At 74.1% G+C, this 16806-nt stretch carries 17 protein-coding genes; 12 read left to right on the forward strand and 5 right to left on the reverse strand.

Features of this window, described 5'->3' with window-relative positions; translation table 11 throughout:
• Positions 1-5: 5 nt before the first annotated feature.
• The 4 genes from IPL61_34965 (at position 6) to serC (ending at position 3106) form a co-directional block, all read left to right on the forward strand.
• The gene (locus IPL61_34965) at positions 6-380 is read left to right on the forward strand and encodes a hypothetical protein (GenBank protein MBK9036395.1); all 375 of its coding nucleotides are present in this window, start codon (positions 6-8) and stop codon (positions 378-380) included.
• A complete protein-coding gene (locus tag IPL61_34970; GenBank protein MBK9036396.1) occupies positions 381-1649 on the forward strand; it encodes a 2-isopropylmalate synthase in 1269 nt (422 codons plus the stop codon). It begins immediately after the preceding gene.
• 94 nt (positions 1650-1743) lie between these two features.
• Positions 1744-1980 carry a hypothetical protein gene (locus IPL61_34975; protein MBK9036397.1) on the forward strand — a complete coding sequence of 79 codons (237 nt, stop codon included), beginning with the start codon at positions 1744-1746 and terminating at the stop codon, positions 1978-1980.
• A gap of 40 nt (positions 1981-2020) precedes the next feature.
• Positions 2021-3106, forward strand: a complete 1086-nt coding sequence (gene serC, locus IPL61_34980) for a 3-phosphoserine/phosphohydroxythreonine transaminase (GenBank protein ID MBK9036398.1) — start codon at positions 2021-2023, stop codon at positions 3104-3106.
• Between the two features lie 14 nt (positions 3107-3120).
• On the opposite strand, the gene IPL61_34985 is transcribed toward serC, so the two are convergent.
• The 4 genes from IPL61_34985 to IPL61_35000 form a co-directional block, all read right to left on the reverse strand.
• Positions 3121-4560 carry a hypothetical protein gene (locus IPL61_34985; GenBank protein ID MBK9036399.1) on the reverse strand — a complete coding sequence of 480 codons (1440 nt, stop codon included), beginning with the start codon at positions 4558-4560 and terminating at the stop codon, positions 3121-3123.
• A gap of 191 nt (positions 4561-4751) precedes the next feature.
• Positions 4752-5363 (reverse strand): hypothetical protein, encoded by a 612-nt coding sequence (locus IPL61_34990; protein MBK9036400.1) that lies wholly within the window; start codon positions 5361-5363, stop codon positions 4752-4754.
• Positions 5360-6337, reverse strand: a complete 978-nt coding sequence (locus tag IPL61_34995) for a WYL domain-containing protein (GenBank protein ID MBK9036401.1) — start codon at positions 6335-6337, stop codon at positions 5360-5362. Before IPL61_34995 ends, IPL61_34990 begins: the two co-directional genes overlap by 4 nt.
• Positions 6334-7464: a WYL domain-containing protein gene (locus tag IPL61_35000; GenBank protein ID MBK9036402.1), complete on the reverse strand. Its 1131-nt coding sequence runs from the start codon at positions 7462-7464 to the stop codon at positions 6334-6336. The genes IPL61_34995 and IPL61_35000 overlap by 4 nt, the downstream gene beginning before the upstream one ends.
• Before the next feature lie 65 nt (positions 7465-7529).
• On the opposite strand from IPL61_35000, the gene IPL61_35005 reads away from it, so the two are divergent.
• The gene (locus tag IPL61_35005) at positions 7530-8039 is read left to right on the forward strand and encodes a hypothetical protein (protein ID MBK9036403.1); all 510 of its coding nucleotides are present in this window, start codon (positions 7530-7532) and stop codon (positions 8037-8039) included.
• 291 nt (positions 8040-8330) lie between these two features.
• Positions 8331-9839 (forward strand): PilT/PilU family type 4a pilus ATPase, encoded by a 1509-nt coding sequence (locus tag IPL61_35010; protein ID MBK9036404.1) that lies wholly within the window; start codon positions 8331-8333, stop codon positions 9837-9839.
• Here the strand turns inward: IPL61_35010 and IPL61_35015 are convergent.
• Positions 9829-10275 (reverse strand): hypothetical protein, encoded by a 447-nt coding sequence (locus tag IPL61_35015; GenBank protein MBK9036405.1) that lies wholly within the window; start codon positions 10273-10275, stop codon positions 9829-9831. The two genes, IPL61_35010 and IPL61_35015, sit on opposite strands and share 11 nt — an antisense overlap.
• A gap of 286 nt (positions 10276-10561) precedes the next feature.
• On the opposite strand from IPL61_35015, the gene IPL61_35020 reads away from it, so the two are divergent.
• The 6 genes from IPL61_35020 to IPL61_35045 all read left to right on the forward strand — a co-directional run bounded on the left by IPL61_35020 (position 10562) and on the right by IPL61_35045 (position 16796).
• Positions 10562-11908, forward strand: coding sequence for a hypothetical protein (locus tag IPL61_35020; GenBank protein ID MBK9036406.1), 1347 nt, complete (start codon positions 10562-10564; stop codon positions 11906-11908).
• 85 nt (positions 11909-11993) lie between these two features.
• On the forward strand, positions 11994-13112 hold the full coding sequence (locus tag IPL61_35025; GenBank protein MBK9036407.1) for a MarR family transcriptional regulator: 1119 nt from the start codon (positions 11994-11996) through the stop codon (positions 13110-13112).
• 405 nt (positions 13113-13517) lie between these two features.
• Positions 13518-13742, forward strand: coding sequence for a hypothetical protein (locus tag IPL61_35030; GenBank protein MBK9036408.1), 225 nt, complete (start codon positions 13518-13520; stop codon positions 13740-13742).
• Positions 13739-14179, forward strand: a complete 441-nt coding sequence (locus IPL61_35035; protein MBK9036409.1) for a hypothetical protein — start codon at positions 13739-13741, stop codon at positions 14177-14179. The genes IPL61_35030 and IPL61_35035 overlap by 4 nt, the downstream gene beginning before the upstream one ends.
• Before the next feature lie 64 nt (positions 14180-14243).
• A complete protein-coding gene (locus tag IPL61_35040) occupies positions 14244-15395 on the forward strand; it encodes a VWA domain-containing protein (GenBank protein MBK9036410.1) in 1152 nt (383 codons plus the stop codon).
• Positions 15396-15500: 105 nt separating this feature from the next.
• A complete protein-coding gene (locus IPL61_35045) occupies positions 15501-16796 on the forward strand; it encodes a sigma 54-interacting transcriptional regulator (GenBank protein MBK9036411.1) in 1296 nt (431 codons plus the stop codon).
• Positions 16797-16806: the final 10 nt, after the last annotated feature.

A 16806-nucleotide genomic window follows, 5' to 3' on the forward strand; every position in this document is an offset into this window, starting at 1 on the left:
ACCGCATGGCCGACCTCGATCCTCCGCTGCGCCCGAGCACGGCCGCGCCCCCGGCGGCGCCCGAGGCCGCGGGGCAGTGGCTCACGCGCCACGCGCTCGGCCTGGCGGCGCTGGTCGTCGGCGCGGTCGGGTTCGTGATCACGTTCATGTTCCAGGACCCGCTGTGGTCGATGCCGGATCACCGCCTGACGGTCCCGTTCTTCGGCGTGGCGCTGGTGCTGGCGGTGGTGTCGGTGGCGCGGCGCGAGGGCAACCTCATCCTCCCGATCACCGGGCTGGCGCTGGCGGCCCTGGCGACCGTGCTCGGCTGGTTCCTGGTGATGGCCGTCATCGTCGGCGTCGCCGCGATCGTCATCCTGATCATGTCGATGGTGATGTAGATGTCCACGCAGCAGTCCTCCGACGAACTCGCCGAGCGCGACCTCATCTACGACTGGAACGCCCAGGACAAGGTCGGATCGCTGTCGCCCAAGCGCAAGGTGACGTTCCTCGACGAGACGCTCCGCGACGGGATCCAGTCGCCGTCGGTGGTCGACCCGACGATCGACGACAAGCTGCGGCTGATCGATCTCGCCAGCGGCCTCGGCATCCACTACATCGACATCGGCCTGCCCGGCGCCGGGCGGCGCGCGATCGAGGACTGCACGACGATCGCCGAGCACGCCCGCGACGCCGGCCTGCCGATCAAGCTCGCGTGCGCGGCCCGGACCCACGTCAACGACGTCCAGGCCGTGATCGACATCTCGCAGAAGGTCGGCGTCGAGATCGAGGTGCTGACGTTCATCGGCAGCTCGCCGATCCGGCAGTACGCCGAGAACTGGGACCTGGCGCGCATGCTCCAGCTGTCGGCCGACGCGATCGATCTCGGCCGCCGCTACGACCTGCCGGTGGCGTACGTCACCGAGGACACGACCCGGTCGCGGCCCGAGGTGCTCTCGAAGCTGTTCGCGAACGCGGTCGACCACGGCGCCCACCGGCTGATCGTGTGCGACACCGTCGGCCACGCCACGCCCGACGGCATCCGGCACCTGCTGCGGTTCACGCGCAACCTGCTCGACGGCATGGGCCGGCCCGACGTCGGCATCGACTGGCACGGCCACAACGATCGCGGGCTCGGCGTCGTCAACTCGATCTTCGCGATCGAGTACGGCGCCGACCGCATCCACGGCACCGCGCTCGGCATCGGCGAGCGGGTCGGCAACGCCGCGCTCGATCAGATCCTGCTCAACCTGGCGCTCCTCGGCGAGCTGCCCGACCAGGACCTGTCGAAGCTGCTCTTGTGGTGCCGGACCGCGGCCAAGGCGACCCACGTGCCGATCCACGTCCAGTACCCGCTCGCCGGCGGCGACGCGTTCCGGACCGCGACCGGGGTCCACGCCGCCGCGATCATCAAGGCCGAGAAGAAGGGCCACGCCTGGCTCGCCGACCGCATCTACTCGGGCGTGCCGGCTGGCCGGTTCGGCCGCGAGCAGGAGATCGAGGTCGGGCACTACTCGGGCGAGTCGAACGTCGTCTACTGGCTGCGCAAGCGCGGCATCGACCCGACGCCCGATCTCGTCGCCGCGGTGTTCGGCGCGGCGAAGCGGGGGAATCGCGTGCTCACGGACGACGAGATCCATCAGATCGTGAAGGAGCAGCGCGGCGCGTGACCACGCGGCCCGACCAAGCGGTCGGGCGACGATCCAAAACCTTGCAGCCGAGGGCTGGCCGACCTCCGCTCACACTGTTAAGGTGGCGTCGACTATGGCAGCGAACTCGACGGGTATTCTGACGGTCCGCAAGGACGTCCAGTTCAACGGGCTGAAGATCTTCTCGGCGACGATGGTCGCCGATCGCGAGCAGCTCGGCGAGAAGTGCACGAGGTGGATGGCCGAGCACCCGAGCTGCAAGCCGGTCGAGTTCGTCGTCACCCAGTCGAGCGACGAGGCGTTCCACTGCGTCGCGATCACGCTGTTCTACTTCGACGACGCGCGCAAGTAGCCGCGGGTCGACCCCGCGGGCCTCGCGCCGGAGGGTGATGATGACGCGGACGTGGAACTTCTCGGCGGGCCCGGCGGTGTTGCCCGAGGCGGTGCTGCGGCGCGCCCAGGCCGCGCTGTGGGATCTCGACGACAGCGGCATCGGCGTGCTCGAGCACAGCCACCGCGGCCCCGAGTTCATGGCGGTCCAGGCGCGCGCCGAGCGGCTCGTGCGCGAGCTGGCGGCGGTGCCCGACGACCACGACGTGCTGTTCATGCAGGGCGGCGCGTCGACGCAGTTCTTCATGGTGCCCATGAACCTGCTCGACGGCGGCACCGCCGACTACTGCGACACCGGGGTGTGGTCGGCCAAGGCCATCGCCGAGGCCCGGCGGTTCGGCGAGGTCCACGTCGCGTGCTCGAGCGAGGCGTCGCAGCACACGACGATCCCGGGCGCCGACGCGACCGCGTGGTCGGCGAGCCCGCGCTACGCCCACTACACCAGCAACAACACGATCTACGGCACCCAGTGGGCCGCGCCGCCGGCGCCGCCGGCCGACGTCCCGCTGGTGTGCGACGCGTCGTCGGACATCTTCAGCCGGCCGATCGACGTCGCCCGCCACGGGCTGATCTACGCCGGCGCGCAGAAGAACCTGGGCCCGTCGGGCGTGACCCTGGTGATCGTCGCCAAGGCGCTGGTCGCGCGCGGCCGGCGCGATCTGCCGACGATGCTCCAGTACCGGACCTTCGCCGACCACGGCTCGATGTTCAACACGCCGCCGACGTTCGGCATCTACGTCCTGGCCGAGGTGCTGACCTGGATCAAGACCCTGGGCGGGCTCGCGGCGATGGCCGAGCGCAACCGCGCCAAGGCGGCGATCCTCTACGACGAGCTCGATCGCTCGCCGCTGTTCCGCGGCGTGGTCCACGCCGACGCGCGCTCGCACATGAACGTGACGTTCCGGTCGCCGACGCCGGCGCTCGACGCCGCGTTCATCGCCGCGGCCACGGCCCGCGGCCTGTCGGGCCTGGCCGGCCACCGCTCGGTCGGCGGCATGCGCGCCAGCCTGTACAACGCGATGGAGGCCGACGGCGTGCGCGCGCTGGTCGCGTTCATGCGCGAGTTCGCGGCCGACCACCCGCGCTAGCGCGGTGGCGCGATCTACTGCAGCTCGATCGTGCGGGCGGCGCTGACGGTGCGCCGGCCGCGCTGGTCGATCACCACGGCGGCGAGGGTGCGCAGGCCGGTGCCGACCGAGAGCTGGAAGTGCACGTGGTCGCCGCCGCGCCGACAGCGCACCGGCACGTCGTCCGGGATGGCCGAGCACGACCACGCGTACGAGCCCTCGGGCGTCGCCCACCACAGCTCGACGTCGGCGACGCCGGCCGGCGAGCTGACGGCGACGCGCACGTCGATCCAGCGATCGCCGGCGATGACGTCGCCGCCGGTGTCGACGGTGATCTGGGGTCGGGCCGCGACCGGCGGCGCGGCCGGGGTGTCGTCGCCGCGCCCGTCCCCATCGTCGCCGTCCTCGGCGTCGGTCTGCTCGACGCCGTCATCGCTGTCGTCGCCGTCATCGCCGTCGTCGCTGTCGTCGCCGTCGTCGCTGTCGTCGCTGTCGTCGTCGGCGGCGGCGGCGAACACGTCGCCGTCGTCGGCGCCGCCGTCGTCGAACACGTCGCCGTCGTCGTCGGCGGCGGCGAACACGCCGTCGAACACGCCGCCGTCGTCGTCATCGTCGAACACGTCGCCGTCATCGTCGAACACGTCGCCGTCATCGTCGCCCGCATCGGCGTCGTCGATGACCGGCGGCTGCGGCCGCGGCTGCGGCGGCTGGGCGACCGGCGGCGCCGGCTCGGCGGCCTCGCCCCGCAGCCCGACCATCGCCGCGAGGACCCGGTACGAGTTCTGCGTGGCCGCGCCGCTGTCGCAGGTGCGCGCGTCGTACTCGCCGCACGGGGCGGCGCGATCGACGAAGGTCTTCTTGGTGCGGCAGTAGTCGTAGCCCATGAGGTCATCACAGGCCATCGCGTGATCGAGCCCGAGCGTGTGGCCGACCTCGTGGGCGATCGTGCCGCAGGTCGCCCCGGGCTCCTCGTCGAGCATCGCCGAGAACGCGTAGCCGACGGCGTTGCGGAGCACCATGGTGTCGGACGGCGCCACGCCCGACACGCCGTCGCCCATGCCGAGCATGTCGGGCTGACCGCCGACCATGATCATCGAGTAGTCGCCGCTGTGCGGGCGGGTGTCGACGACGTCGACCGCGAACGGCGCGAAGTGGGTCTGCACGCACGCGACCACCGACCGCCACGCGCGGTCGCCGCCGCCGTACGCGGGCACGTCGACCGCCTGGCCGCGGCCGCTGCGCGCGATCCACGACGTGCCGGCGGCGGGATCGTCCGTGCCGCTGGTCAGCCGCCCGCCGTCGCGGTTGAGGAACACCCGCACCGGGCCGCTGGCGCGGACCCGCGCCGCGGGGCTGCGCATCATCCTGGCGGTGGACGTCCGCACCATGTCCTCGCCGCCCGGGCGCGCGGGGCGGGCCGAGGCGGCGGCCGGGATGGCGGTCGCGACCAGACAGATGACCAGGTGGGAGCGCACGGCATGACCCTTACTCGGAACGGCAGATCTAGAACGACCGGCGGACCCCCGGCATTCAACCGTCCTTGGGTCGCCGTCGTCAGACCAGCCGCGCCGAGGTGCCGCCGTCAGATCAGCCGCGCCGAGGTGCCGTCGTCAGATCAGCCGCGCCGAGGTGCCGTCGTCAGATCAGCCGCGCCGAGGTGCCGTCGTCAGATCAGCCGCACCGAGGTGCCGTCGCGCTCGAGCCGGAGCGTCCGCGCCTCGCCCTGGGCGAGCCCGACCTGGGCGCGCGCCTCGACCGTCACGAACGGCTGGTGCGGGCCGGGACCGCGGATGCTCGCCACCGCGAGCACCTCGTGCGCGCCGGGGGTCACCAGCGCCCGCAGCCCGCGGCGCGTCGACGCCGGCTCGCCGCCGTAGATCCCGGCCGCCGCCGGCCCCGGCAGCGGGCATTCCTCGGGGTTGGCGCCGTCGACCCGCCAGTACGGGCTGAACAGCTCGCCCGCGCCGAGCTCGAGCTCGAGCCAGGTCGAGCGGCCCGGCGCGCGCGCGGCCAGGATGTGCGCGTGGACCTCGGCCAGGACCTCGGGCTCGGTCGCGACCGCCGGCGGCCCGGCCAGGAAGTCCTCGAGCGCCTGCGCGCCGTCGATCAGGTTGGCGAAGTACGCCGGGTTCGAGTCGAAGCGGATCCACACCACCTCGAGGGCCCGGAGCACGGTGAGCTGGCCGTCGCGCCCGCTCGGCCAGGTGCGCTCGGTCAGCGCGTCGTAGCACCAGGCCGCCGGGCCGTGCGCCGCGGCGGCGGCGTCCGCGGCGGTCATAGCGCCGCGCGGACCCGGGCGATCCGCTCGCGCATCGCGGCGCGGGCGTCGTCGGGGCCGACGATCCAGGCGTGCCGGCCCAGGCCGAGCACCCAGCCGGTCACCCACTCGAAGCCCTCGCAGTCGATCAGGATCTCGGCGGCGCCGTCGTCCTGGGTCGTCACCTCGCCGACCGGCCAGTTCGCGCCGACCCGGGTCACCGCCAGCGGATCGAGGTGCACGCGCACGGTCACGGCGTCCGCCGACGGCACGTACAGGCGCTCGCGCCGGTAGGTCTCGAGATCGAAGTCGACCGGCGGCGCGAACCGCTCGATCGTGTCGGCCAGCGCGGCGATGCGATCGATGCGGAACGTGCGCACGTCGCCACGGGCGTGGCAGTGCCCGACGACGTACCACTCGCCGGCGTGGTGGACGATGCCGTAGGGATCGACCCGGCGGCGCGCGGCCTGGTGCCGCGACGCGCTGATGTAGTCGATCTCGACGGTGACATGGCGGCGCGCGGCGGTGACCAGGCGCCGCAGGTGCCCGGCGATGAGCTGGTCGGGCTCGGCCACGACCGTGCCGGTGGCCAGGGTCTCGGCCTCGCCGGCGTCGCGCCCGAGCGCGCCGAGCAGCTTCTTCTCGGCCGACTCCATCGACGCGTCGAACGGCGCGATGCCGCTGCCGCGCAGCGCGCGGATGCCGAGCAAGAGCGAGCAGCCCTCGGCCGGGGTCAGGCGCAGCGGCCGGGTCAGGCGGTGGGCCAGGTCGATGAAGACGCGCCCGTCCTCGACCGACACCAGCAGGTACTCGCCGGGATCGCCGTCGGGCGGGCCGACCTGGGTCAGGAGCTCGAGGTCGGCCAGCATCTCGTCGCGATCGACGCCGAGCTTCTTGGCGAGGTCCTCGACCGCGACCCCGTTCGGGTGCTTGGCCACGTACGGGACCACGAACAGCAAGCGCCGCAGCTTGCCGGCGACGTCGCGCGCGCTCACGCCTCGTACCTCGCGGCGACCGCGGCCAGCTCGTCGGCCAGGCGCTGGCGCAGGCGCGGGCCCTGGCGCACCGCGATCGCGCCCTTGGCGGCCAGCACGCGCGACACCGCGAACTCGGGGTTGCCGCACGGGAACGTCACGGTCACGACCCCGTCGACGGCGGCCTTGGTCGCGGTCGGGCCGAAGTCCTCGTTGGCGGTGTCGGCGGCGAGCGCCGACAGCTCGAGGACGACCTCCTCGACCGGCTCGGTCGTGAAGGTCCACGGCGACCGGTTGACGAAGGTGCGCACGTCGAAGCCCGCGGGCCGCTCGAAGTCGGGGCTCTTGGGCTTGGGCGCCATCGCCGCGTCATGGATGCGATCGACCCGGAAGCTGCGGATCTCGCGCCGCAAATGGCACCAGCCGACCAGGTACCAGGCGCCCTCGCGGTAGACGAGGCCGTAGGGATCGACCTCGCGCCGCGACGTCGAGCCCGAGCCCGCGGCCTGGTAGGTCATCGTCACGCGCTTGCGGAACCGGGTCGACGCCTCGAGCGTCGCGAACGCCTCGCCGATGGCCTCGGCCGCGGCCGCGCGCACCGGCGGGAAGTGGACCAGCACCGGCGACGGCGCCCGGCCGGTCTCGAACAGCTCGATCGGCGTGTCGGGGCGGTCGGGCATGTCGAAGGCGAGCTTGCGCAGCGCCAGATCGACGACCTTGGGGTAGGCGCCGCCCGGGATCGCGCGGGCCACGCTGGCCGCGAGCACCAGCGCCGAGACCTCGTCGGCGGTGAGCCGGACCTCGGGCAGCCGGAAGCGCTTGAGGTCGATGACGTAGCCGCCGTCCTCGAGCGAGTCGTCCTCCTCGGGCGTGATGTAGCGGATCGGCACGCCCAGCTCGAGCAGGTCGGCCTTGTCGCGCTCGAACGCGCGCAGCCCGGCCTCGACGTTCGCGGTCTGGTAGCCGGGGAACTGCTCGCGGACCTCGCGGTACGTGACCGGCGTGCGCGCGCGCAAGAGCAGCATGACCAGGTCGAGCAGGCGCTTGCTGCGATCGCCCCGGCCGCCGCCGTCGTCGTCACCGCCGCCGGCCACCCGGCGCCCGGACGGGCGCCCGGCCTTCGGGCGGGTCTTGCGAGGCTTGGCCACGACGGATCTTGTACAACATTCGACGAGGATTTGCCGGGCGCCGCCGACACGGCTACCGTCGCGGCATGCGCGCACGGCAGTGTGGAGTCCTCCTGGTCGCCCTCGGCCTCACCGCGGGCACGGCCGCCGCCGACGACGGCGCCGAGAAGGGCTCGCTCGGCCTCGGCGTCATCATCGGCGAGCCGACCGGCATCTGCGGCAAGCTGTACCTGCAGGACGATCAGGCTGTGCAGGCCGCGCTCGGCTTCACGTTCGTCACCGGCGGCTTCCACGCCCACGCCGACTACGTCTTCCACCCGTGGATCCTCGAGGAGCGTGAGGCGTTCACGCTGCCCGCGTACATCGGCCCGGGCGTGCGCCTGCTCCAGCACCGGGCCGGGCGCGGCGCCGACGACGACTTCCGCGTCGGCCTGCGCGCGGTCGCGGGCCTGCTGTTCGACTTCAAGGAGATCCCGCTCGACGTGTTCGTCGAGGTCGCCGGCATCGTCGAGTTCCGGTTCGGCAGCAACGACGAGGCCATCAACGGCTTCGGCCTGGCGCTCAACGGCGGGCTCGGGGCGCGCTACTACTTCTGACGTGGCCGCGACGTGCCTGACGTGCCTGACGTGACGCGACGCGACGTGACGTGACGTGACGTGGCCGCGACCTGACGTGGCGCGACGTGGCCGCGACCTGACGTGGCCGCGACCTGACTGGCGCGACGTGGCCGCGACGTGACGTGCCATCCCGTGACCGCGGGGAGCGCCGCGCTGGCGCCGTGACCGCGGCGCGGGTGCCACCCTGGCACGCGCACCGACGCGACCGCGCGGCCAAGCCCCCGCCGCGGCGCGGCGGGCGTCGGCACGCGCGGTGCTAGGCTTGGGGGCATGGCCGCGATCGACTCGCTCCTGCGCGTGATGTCGCTGCGGGGCGCCGAGGCGATGATCGTGTCGACCGGCCAGGTGCCGACGCTGCGGCGCGGCGGCCAGGCCGAGCCGATGGCGATGCCGCCGATCGATCCGGTGATGGTGCTGGCGTTCGTCGACGAGCTGGTGCCGGGCCCAGGCCGGGCCGCCCTCGACGACAAGGGCAGCGCCGAGATCACGCACGCGGTCGGCGCCGACGCCTACGCGATCGCGATCGAGCGCACGACCGTCGGCTTCCGGCTGCTGGTGCGCCCGACCCGTCCGCTGCTCGCGGTCGCGGTCGCGCCCCCGACGTCGCCGCCCCGCAGCCGCCCGCCGACCCCGGCGCCGCACGCCGTGGGGCCCACGGTCACGCCGATCATCGCGCCCCCGCCCCCGGCCGCGCCGGCCGCGCGGACGTCGGCGAGGTCGGCCGACGCGACGCCGCTGCTCGCCGCGATCGAGCACGCCGCCGCCCGGCGCGCGTCCGACCTGCTGCTGTCGAGCGGCCTGCCGCCGCGGGCCCGCATCGACGGCGATCTGATCGAGCTCGACGACGCCGCGCCCGACGACGCCGCGCTGCTGGCGCTGGTCGCGCACCTCGGCGGCGACGGCGCGGCCGCCGAGCTCACCCGCGACGGCGCGGTCGATTTCGGCGCCACCGTCGGCGACACCCGCGTGCGCGGCCACGGGTTCCAGCACGAGCGCGGCCTGGCCGTCGCCATCCGCGTGCTGCGCACCGACGTCCCGAGCATGACCAGCCTCGGCCTGCCCGAGGATCTGACCAGCCTGATCGGCCATCGCTCGGGCCTGGTGCTCATCGCCGGCCCCACCGGCTCGGGCAAGTCGACGACGCTGGTCGCGCTGGTCGCGCACCTCAACCACACCCGCGCCCGCCACGTGATCACGCTCGAGGATCCGATCGAGTTCCTGCACGCGCCCGATCGCTGCCTGATCCACCAGCGCGAGATCGGGCGCCACGCCGCCAGCTTCGCGACCGGGCTGCGCGCGGCCCTGCGCGAGGCGCCCGACGTGATCGTCGTCGGGGAGCTGCGCGATCCCGAGACCATCGCGATCGCCGCGACCGCGGCCGAGACCGGCCACCTCGTGCTCGGCACGGTCCACGCGGCCGGCGCCGGCGGCGCGATCGATCGCCTGATCGACGCCTACCCGCCGCACCAGCAGGCCCAGGCCCGCAGCCAGCTCGCGGCGACCCTGCGGTGCGTCGTGACCCAGTACCTCCTGCCCGCGCGCTCGGGCGGCCGCGCGGTCGCGATCGAGCGCGTCCCGATCACCACCGCGGTCGCCGCGCTGATCCGCAACGACGACCTGCAGATGCTGGGCACCCACGTCCAGACCGGCCGCGACGCCGGCATGGTGCCGCTCGAGCGCAGCCTCGCCCGGCTGGTGCGCGCGGGGGTGGTCGAGCCAGCGCTGGCCCGGGCGACCGCGATCGACCTCGACTACCTCGAGCGCGCGATCAAGAGCTGACGGCCGCGGCGGTCAGGCACCGTCGCAGCCACGGCCCTGCGACCGTCGCACCGCACACCGGATCGGCCACGAGCGTCACGCCGCCGAGCTCGGCGCAGCCGGCCCGCAGCGCGCGGCTGGCGTGGCCCAGGACCACGATCGCGCCCTGATAGCCGCTGGTGCGGATCGTCGCGATCAGCGACAGCGCCGGCACCTGATCGAACGGATCGCTGAGGATCACCACGTCGGGGCGGGTCGCGAGCAGATCGAACAGGCCGGCGCGGGTGACGGCGCGCTGCGGATCGAGGCTGAGGGCCCGCAGCCCGGTCCCCATCACCTGGCGCAGGTGCTGCGGCGTGAGCGCGACCACGATCCGCTGACGCCCGACCCGCCACGACCGCCGGCCCGCGCCGACCCGGACCTGCGCCGGCTCGACCGGAGGGATCTCGATGCGCAACGCTCGACGGTGGACCGGCTGGCTGGTCATGGGCAGGAACACTGCAGCTCTCGGGCCAGCGGGTACCACAGCCGGTTCCGCGCGGCCAGACATTCCGGACGCGCTCCGTGGCACCAGCGCGCGGCTCGGGCGCGCCAGTTCGGCACGTCGATCAGGCGAGTCGACCGGCCATGGGTGACCGGCCTGCGGGACCTGCAGGCCGATCCCGCAGGACCCGCGGGCCGCGCCGTCGCCGACCACGCACCCTGACAGGAAGAGGAGCGACGGCGATGCTAGCTTCCCGGTATTGAGCGATCAGCCCTCTTCCCCGGCCGCCATCGCCGACGCGCTCGCGCCGGTGCTGGCGGCGCTGCGCGCGCGGCCGGTCATGCACGTGACCGAGGTGATCGCGGCGCTCTTGCGGGTGTGCCGGGCCGAGGAGGCGCTGATCACACGCGAGAAGGCGCTGGCGGCGCACTTCTACCCCGTCGCGGATCTCGAGGCGCGCCTGCACCGCGCCTGCCCTGATCGCGGGCGCGAGCGCTGGCGCGGCCCGCTGCTGACCGCGCTGGCCGACGAGCTGACCGCGAGCGCGGCGGCGCTGCCGGGCGCGCTGTGCGCGTACTTCGCGGCGCGCTGGCTCGAGCGTCAGTTCCGCGCCCACCTGCTGCCGTACTTCCGCGGGGTCGATCGCGAGGTCGGCCCCGGCGAGCCCTGGCCGATCGTCGACTCGCCGGCGATCCACTACCCGCGCCCGACCGGCAACCCGGCGTCGCGCGGGCGCGCGGCCGATCGCGGCGAGTGGCTGACGCTGACGCCGGCGTCGACGGCGGGCCTGCGCGTGCGCCTGCGCTGGCTCGGGCCGCACCTGCCGGTCGTGCGCGCCGGCACCCGCATCGCGATCGCCGCGCTGTCGCGCGATCCGCTGGCCGACTTCACCTTCGATCGGCTCGCGCCCGACGGCGCGCCCCGCTTCTACCGCGTCCGCCCGCAGGTCGGCGACTTCCGCGCCCGCGTCGACGCGGCCCTGGCCCACGCGCGCGCGGCCCGCGCCGACATCACGATCTTGCCCGAGCTGGCGCTGACCGACGACGATCACGCGGCGCTCCTGCTCGACCCGGCGCTGGCGGAGCTGCCGCTGGTGGTGCTCGGCAGCCGCCACGTCGCGCGCCCCGACGGCAGCGTCGCCCCGGGCCGCAACCTGGCGACCCTGGTCGCGTACGGCCGGGTGATCGCCGAGCACGCCAAGATGTCGGACTACTTCCTGCGCGACGGCGGGGTCCACCGCTACGAGCACATCGAGCCCGGTGACACGCTGGAGGTGTTGCTGTCCGAGCGCCTGTCGCTGGCCATGGTGGTGTGCAAGGACCTGCTGCGCGCGGACTGGCAGAACCTGCTGGCGCAGCTCGCGCCGCGCCTGCTCCTGGTGCCCGCGATGTCGGTCGAGTACGCGGACTTCCTGTCGTTCGCCGAGCGCCTGGCGCGGGATCCGCAGGCCCACACGGTGGTGGCCAACGCCGGGCCGGTCCAGGCGATCGTGGGCCGCCCGACCCGTGAAGATCCTGTGATCGTTGCAGATCGGCAGGTTGGGCGGTGCATCGTCTACGAGGTCGGCGCCACCTGGGCCGAAGATCACCCCTTGAGTAGCAACTAGATGTGAATTACTTTGTTGACGACGGCGTAAACTAACCGCCACACTGAAACCGGTCGCTGTCCTCGCTTACCCCTGGGAGGTCGCAATGCTGCGCGACGATGTCCTCGACCTGCTCTCCTCCCACGACCACGATGACCTCGCCGAGGGCGCCCGCGCCATCGGTCGCGATCTCGCCAACCGCCGCGGCGACGCGGTCGACGCGGTCCGTCGCCACATCGAGGCCCACCCGGGCGTCGACGACTACGCGCGCGGCTTCACCCGCGCGATCGAGGAGATCGCGTCGAGCTTCACGATCGCCGGCGGCGAGGTCGACGAGCTGACGCCGATCGTCCGCGCCATCTCGCTGCGCGCGGGCTGGCGCAAGGTGCTCGAGGCGCTGGCCGACGGCGCGGCCCGGCCCAGCGAGCTGGCGCTGCGGACCCAGCTGTCGCGCAGCCGGATCAGCCACGTCCTCGGCGGCCTCGAGCGCGCCGAGCTGATCGAGCGCCCGCGGGCCGAGCCGCCCGGCGACGGCCGCGAGCGCCCGTGTCGATTGTCACCGCTGGGCTACCGCGCGCTCACCGCCGGCGAGCGCCCGACCGCGGTGTCGGGCGCCGACCTCGACGCCGGCGTCGTCGCGACCACGTACCTGCTGGCCAAGCTGCTCGGCCGCGGCCGCTCGTCCCGGGCCGCGCTCGAGGACGCGCTGGTCGAGCACCTCGACCGCGCGGCGATCCCGCGGGTGGTCGACACCGCCCTGCGCGCCGCCCGCAACGCCGGGCTGGCGGTGGTCGGCCCCGACCAGGCGGTCACGCTGGCGGAGCTGCACCTGCAGGACGTCGTGGCCGATGCCCTCGCCGACGCGCTCGGCGACGACCGCCCGGCCATCCCGGTGATCGATCTGGCGCGGGCGCGAGCGCCGATCGGCGGCCTGGTGGTGGTGCGTTCCGAGCTGATGCGGTCGCGCTGGGACATCGCGATCGCCAAGCGCGGCCTCGACGACCTGCGGCTGATCGCCTCGGCCGACTGGCTGACCGGCGAGGTCGATCAGATCGCGCCGCGCGATCGCCCGTTCGCGATGGTCTACGACAGCCCGTCGCTGGCGCGGTCCGAGCGCACGAGCGAGCACGCCCGGGCGCTGCTCCACCGGGCCGACAGCGTCCACTGCTACGCGGTCGCCGGCACCGTGCTGCCCGAGGGCATCGCCGCGATCGAGGTCGCGTGAGGCGGCTCCGCACGGCCGCCCTCGACGAGGTCCGCGCCGTCGTGGTGGTGACCCCGCGGCGCGGCCGGCCCGCGGACATCGCCGCGAGCGAGGTCGCGTGAGGCGGCTCCGCACGGCCGCCCTCGACGAGGTCCGCGCCGTGGTGGTGGTGACCCCGCGGCGCGGCCGGCCCGCGGACATCGCCGCGAGCGAGGTCGCGCGTGAGGCGGCTCCGCACGGCCGCCCTCGACGAGGTCCGCGCCGTCGTGGTGGTGGTGACGCCGCGGCGCGGCCGGCCCGCGGACATCGCCGCGAGCGAGGTCGCGTGAGGCGGCTCCGCACGGCCGCCCTCGACGAGGTCCGCGCCGTCGTGGTGGTGACCCCGCGGCGCGGTCTGCCCGCGGACATCGCCGCGAGCGAGGTCGCGTGAGGCGGCTCCGCACGGCCGCCCTCGACGAGGTCCGCGCCGTCGTGGTGGTGACCCCGCGGCGCGGTCTGCCCGAGCTGATGCACCGCGCGCTGGCCGACACCGGCGCGCTGCTGCACGGCCACTTCGGCCTGCACGGCGGCAAGCACACCGAGTACTTCATCCGCTTCCGGGCGCTGTCGCGCTCGCCGAGCTGCTGGGCCTCGTCGCCGACCACCTCGTGACCCAAGTCGAGCCCGACGTCACCACCGTGATCGTGCCCGAGTCGGCCGGCTTCTTCCTCGGCGACGCGCTGGCCCAGCGGCTGGGCGCCGGCATCGCGGTGGCGCGCACCGACCTGCAGCGCCGGCCCGCGCGCTCGCTCTACGACGGCACGATCCATCAGACCGATCGGGTGCTGGTCGTCAACGACGTGGTCACCACCGGGGCGTCGCTCGAGCCGCTGCTCGACCTCGTCGGGGATCGCGGCGCCACCGTGTCGGGGGTGCTGGTGTTCGGCGCCCTCGACGGTCCCGGCTTCCGCGCGATCCTGAACCGCCGTCGGGTCCCCGGCGATCACCTGCTCGAGGCCGGCCCGGCCTGGGTCCTGCGGTCCCCCGAGGAGTGCCCCGCGTGCGCCCGGGGTGAGCTCCCGCTCTTGCCCGCGGCCGAGCTGAACTGAAACTTGCCGCGGCGCCGGGTTTCGGCGGTACAACTACCGCTTGCCTACGCCGAAGGAGTGCTCGATGACTGTTCGCTCGATGTTCCTGGGATCGTTCGCCGCTGTCATGATGATCGCGTGTGGTGGTGGTTCGGGCGGTGACGACGACGACCAGGACGCGAGCACGCTCGACGCCGCAAACTGCGTGTCCGATGGCTGCGCGCCCGAGCTGGTGTGCAACCCGAGCAACGGCGCCTGCGAGCCGATCGCGTGCAGCATGCACACCGACTGCCCGATGGGCACGTACTGCGGCCCGGCCGGGGTGTGCACGCCCAGCAACACCGGCGGCCCGTGCGCCAACGACGACAGCTGCACCAACGGCGAGACCTGCATCGGCGGGTTCTGCGCCTGTGCCGGGCAGCAGTTCGCCGCCGAGGGCGTGCCGCCGAACGTGCTGATCGTCCTCGATCGCTCGGGCAGCATGGGCACGGCGATCGGTGGCGTCAGCAAGTGGCAGATCGCCGTCACGGCCATCCAGAACCTGCTGGCCAGCCACGGCAACCAGGTCCGGTTCGGCCTCGACCTGTACGAGCCCCCGGCGGGCGGCTCGTGCGCGGCGGGCGCGATCGTCGTCGGCGTCGGCCCGACCGACGCCACCGCGATCTCGAACGCGCTGGCCGGGACCGGCCCGGGCGGCCTCACGCCGATCGGCAGCACGCTCGCGGCGCTGGCCACCTACCCCGGGCTCCACGACCCCGCGCGCGAGAACTACGTGCTGCTGCTGACCGACGGCGAGGAGACCTGCAGCGGCGACGGCATCGGCGCGGCCACCGCGCTGCGCAACGGCACGCCCGAGATCAAGACGTTCGTGGTCGGGTTCGGCAGCGGCGTCGACGCCACGTTCCTCGACGCGGTCGCGACCGCCGGCGGCACCGCCCGCGTCGGCGGCCCGCCGTACTACTACCAGGCCGACGACGCGATGTCGCTCAACGACGCCTTCGACGCGATCGGCTCGGCGGTGCTGTCGTGCACGTACACGCTGTCGGGCGCGCCCGACCTCGACACGATGTTCATCCGGTTCGACGGCGTCGACATCCTCCGCGACCAGACCCACGTCAACGGCTGGGACTACGACTCGGCCACCAACCAGCTCACGTTCTACGGCGCCGCCTGCGCGGCGCTGCGCGGCGGCGACGTCACCGATCTGGTCGTCGGCAGCGGCTGCTCGGTCGGCTGAGCGCGCCTTGACCGATCGGCCGTCAGCGTGGGCGCGATGAGCGACGCCGCCACCGTGCCCGCCCGCGGCGCGACGGCCGCGCCGCGCCGTCGGAGCCTGCTGATCATGACCGGGCAGGAGGTCGACGCGCGCGCGCTGCCCCTGACCGGGCGGGTGATGATCGGGCGGGCCGCCGACGCCGACGTCCACGTCGAGCACGCGTCGGTGTCGCGCAACCACGTCGTCCTCGAGCTGCGCGAGGACGGCATCACCGCGATCGACCAGGGCGGCGCCAACGGCACGACCCTGCGCGGCGTACGCCTGCCGGCGGGCGTGCCGGTCGAGATCGCGCCCAACGAGGCGCTCGGCGCCGGCGATCTGGTGCTCGTGGTCCAGGAGCTGCGGGGCCTGCTGGCCGGGCCGGCGGCGCCGGTGCGCCCGTCCGGCGCGGTCGCGCCCAGCGGCCACGCGCCGATCGTGCTCGATCCGGCGATGCGGCGCCTGTACGAGCTCGCCGCCCGGCTCGCGCGCGGCACGATCAGCACGCTGATCATCGGCGAGACCGGCACCGGCAAGGAGGTGCTCGCCGAGTACGTCCACCGGGCCTCGCCCCGGGCCGACGGGCCGCTGATCCGCGTCAACTGCGCGGCCTTCGCCGAGGGCCTGTTCGAGAGCGAGCTGTTCGGGCACGAGCGCGGCGCGTTCACCGGCGCGGTGCGCGACCACCAGGGGCTGCTCGAGGCCGCCGCCGGCGGCACGGTCGTGCTCGACGAGGTCGGCGAGCTGCCGCCGGCGTTCCAGGCCAAGCTCTTGCGCGTGCTCGAGGATCGGCGCGTCGTGCGGGTCGGCGCGACCACGCCGATCGCCGTCGACGTCCGGTTCGTGGCCGCGACCAACCGCGATCTCGAGGCCGCGGTCGCCGACGGCGGCTTCCGCCGCGATCTGTACTTCCGCCTGGCCGGCGCGGTGCTCGCGGTGCCGCCGCTGCGCGAGCGCCCCGACGAGATCGTCGCGCTCGCGCACGCGTTCCTCGCCGACGCCGGGCGCCGCCTCGCGCGCCCCGGGCTCGGCCTCGACGACGCCGCGCTGCCCGCGCTGCGCCGGCACCTGTGGCCCGGCAACGTCCGCGAGCTCAAGAACGTGATCGAGCGGGCCGCGCTGGTGGCCGACGGCGATCGGATCACGGTCGCGGAGCTCGGGCTCACCGGCGCCGGGTCGACCGCCGCGCCCGCGGCCGCGCGAGCGCCCGCGGACGTGCCGCTGGCCGACGCGCTGGCGACGGTCGAGCGCGATCGCATCGTCGCGGCGCTGGCGCAGTGTCAGGGTAACCAGACCCAGGCGGCGACGCTGCTCGGGATGCCGCGCCGCACGTTCGTCAAGCGCCTCGACCAGTACGGCCTGGCGCGGCCGCGCAAGCGCTGACCGACGCGCG

This window comes from Myxococcales bacterium (assembly GCA_016717005.1).
Taxonomy (GTDB): Bacteria; Myxococcota_A; Polyangia; order Haliangiales; family Haliangiaceae; genus UBA2376.

Bases quoted from the DNA above. Each gene is read 5' to 3' on its own strand.
- IPL61_34965 (MBK9036395.1), top strand. From the start codon at position 6: ATGGCCGACCTCGATCCTCCGCTGCGCCCGAGCACGGCCGCGCCCCCG.
- IPL61_34970 (MBK9036396.1), top strand. From the start codon at position 381: ATGTCCACGCAGCAGTCCTCCGACGAACTCGCCGAGCGCGACCTCATC.
- IPL61_34975 (MBK9036397.1), top strand. From the start codon at position 1,744: ATGGCAGCGAACTCGACGGGTATTCTGACGGTCCGCAAGGACGTCCAG.
- serC (MBK9036398.1), top strand. From the start codon at position 2,021: ATGACGCGGACGTGGAACTTCTCGGCGGGCCCGGCGGTGTTGCCCGAG.
- IPL61_34990 (MBK9036400.1), bottom strand. From the start codon at position 5,363: ATGACCGCCGCGGACGCCGCCGCCGCGGCGCACGGCCCGGCGGCCTGG.
- IPL61_35005 (MBK9036403.1), top strand. From the start codon at position 7,530: ATGCGCGCACGGCAGTGTGGAGTCCTCCTGGTCGCCCTCGGCCTCACC.
- IPL61_35010 (MBK9036404.1), top strand. From the start codon at position 8,331: ATGGCCGCGATCGACTCGCTCCTGCGCGTGATGTCGCTGCGGGGCGCC.
- IPL61_35025 (MBK9036407.1), top strand. From the start codon at position 11,994: ATGCTGCGCGACGATGTCCTCGACCTGCTCTCCTCCCACGACCACGAT.
- IPL61_35040 (MBK9036410.1), top strand. From the start codon at position 14,244: ATGACTGTTCGCTCGATGTTCCTGGGATCGTTCGCCGCTGTCATGATG.
- IPL61_35045 (MBK9036411.1), top strand. From the start codon at position 15,501: ATGACCGGGCAGGAGGTCGACGCGCGCGCGCTGCCCCTGACCGGGCGG.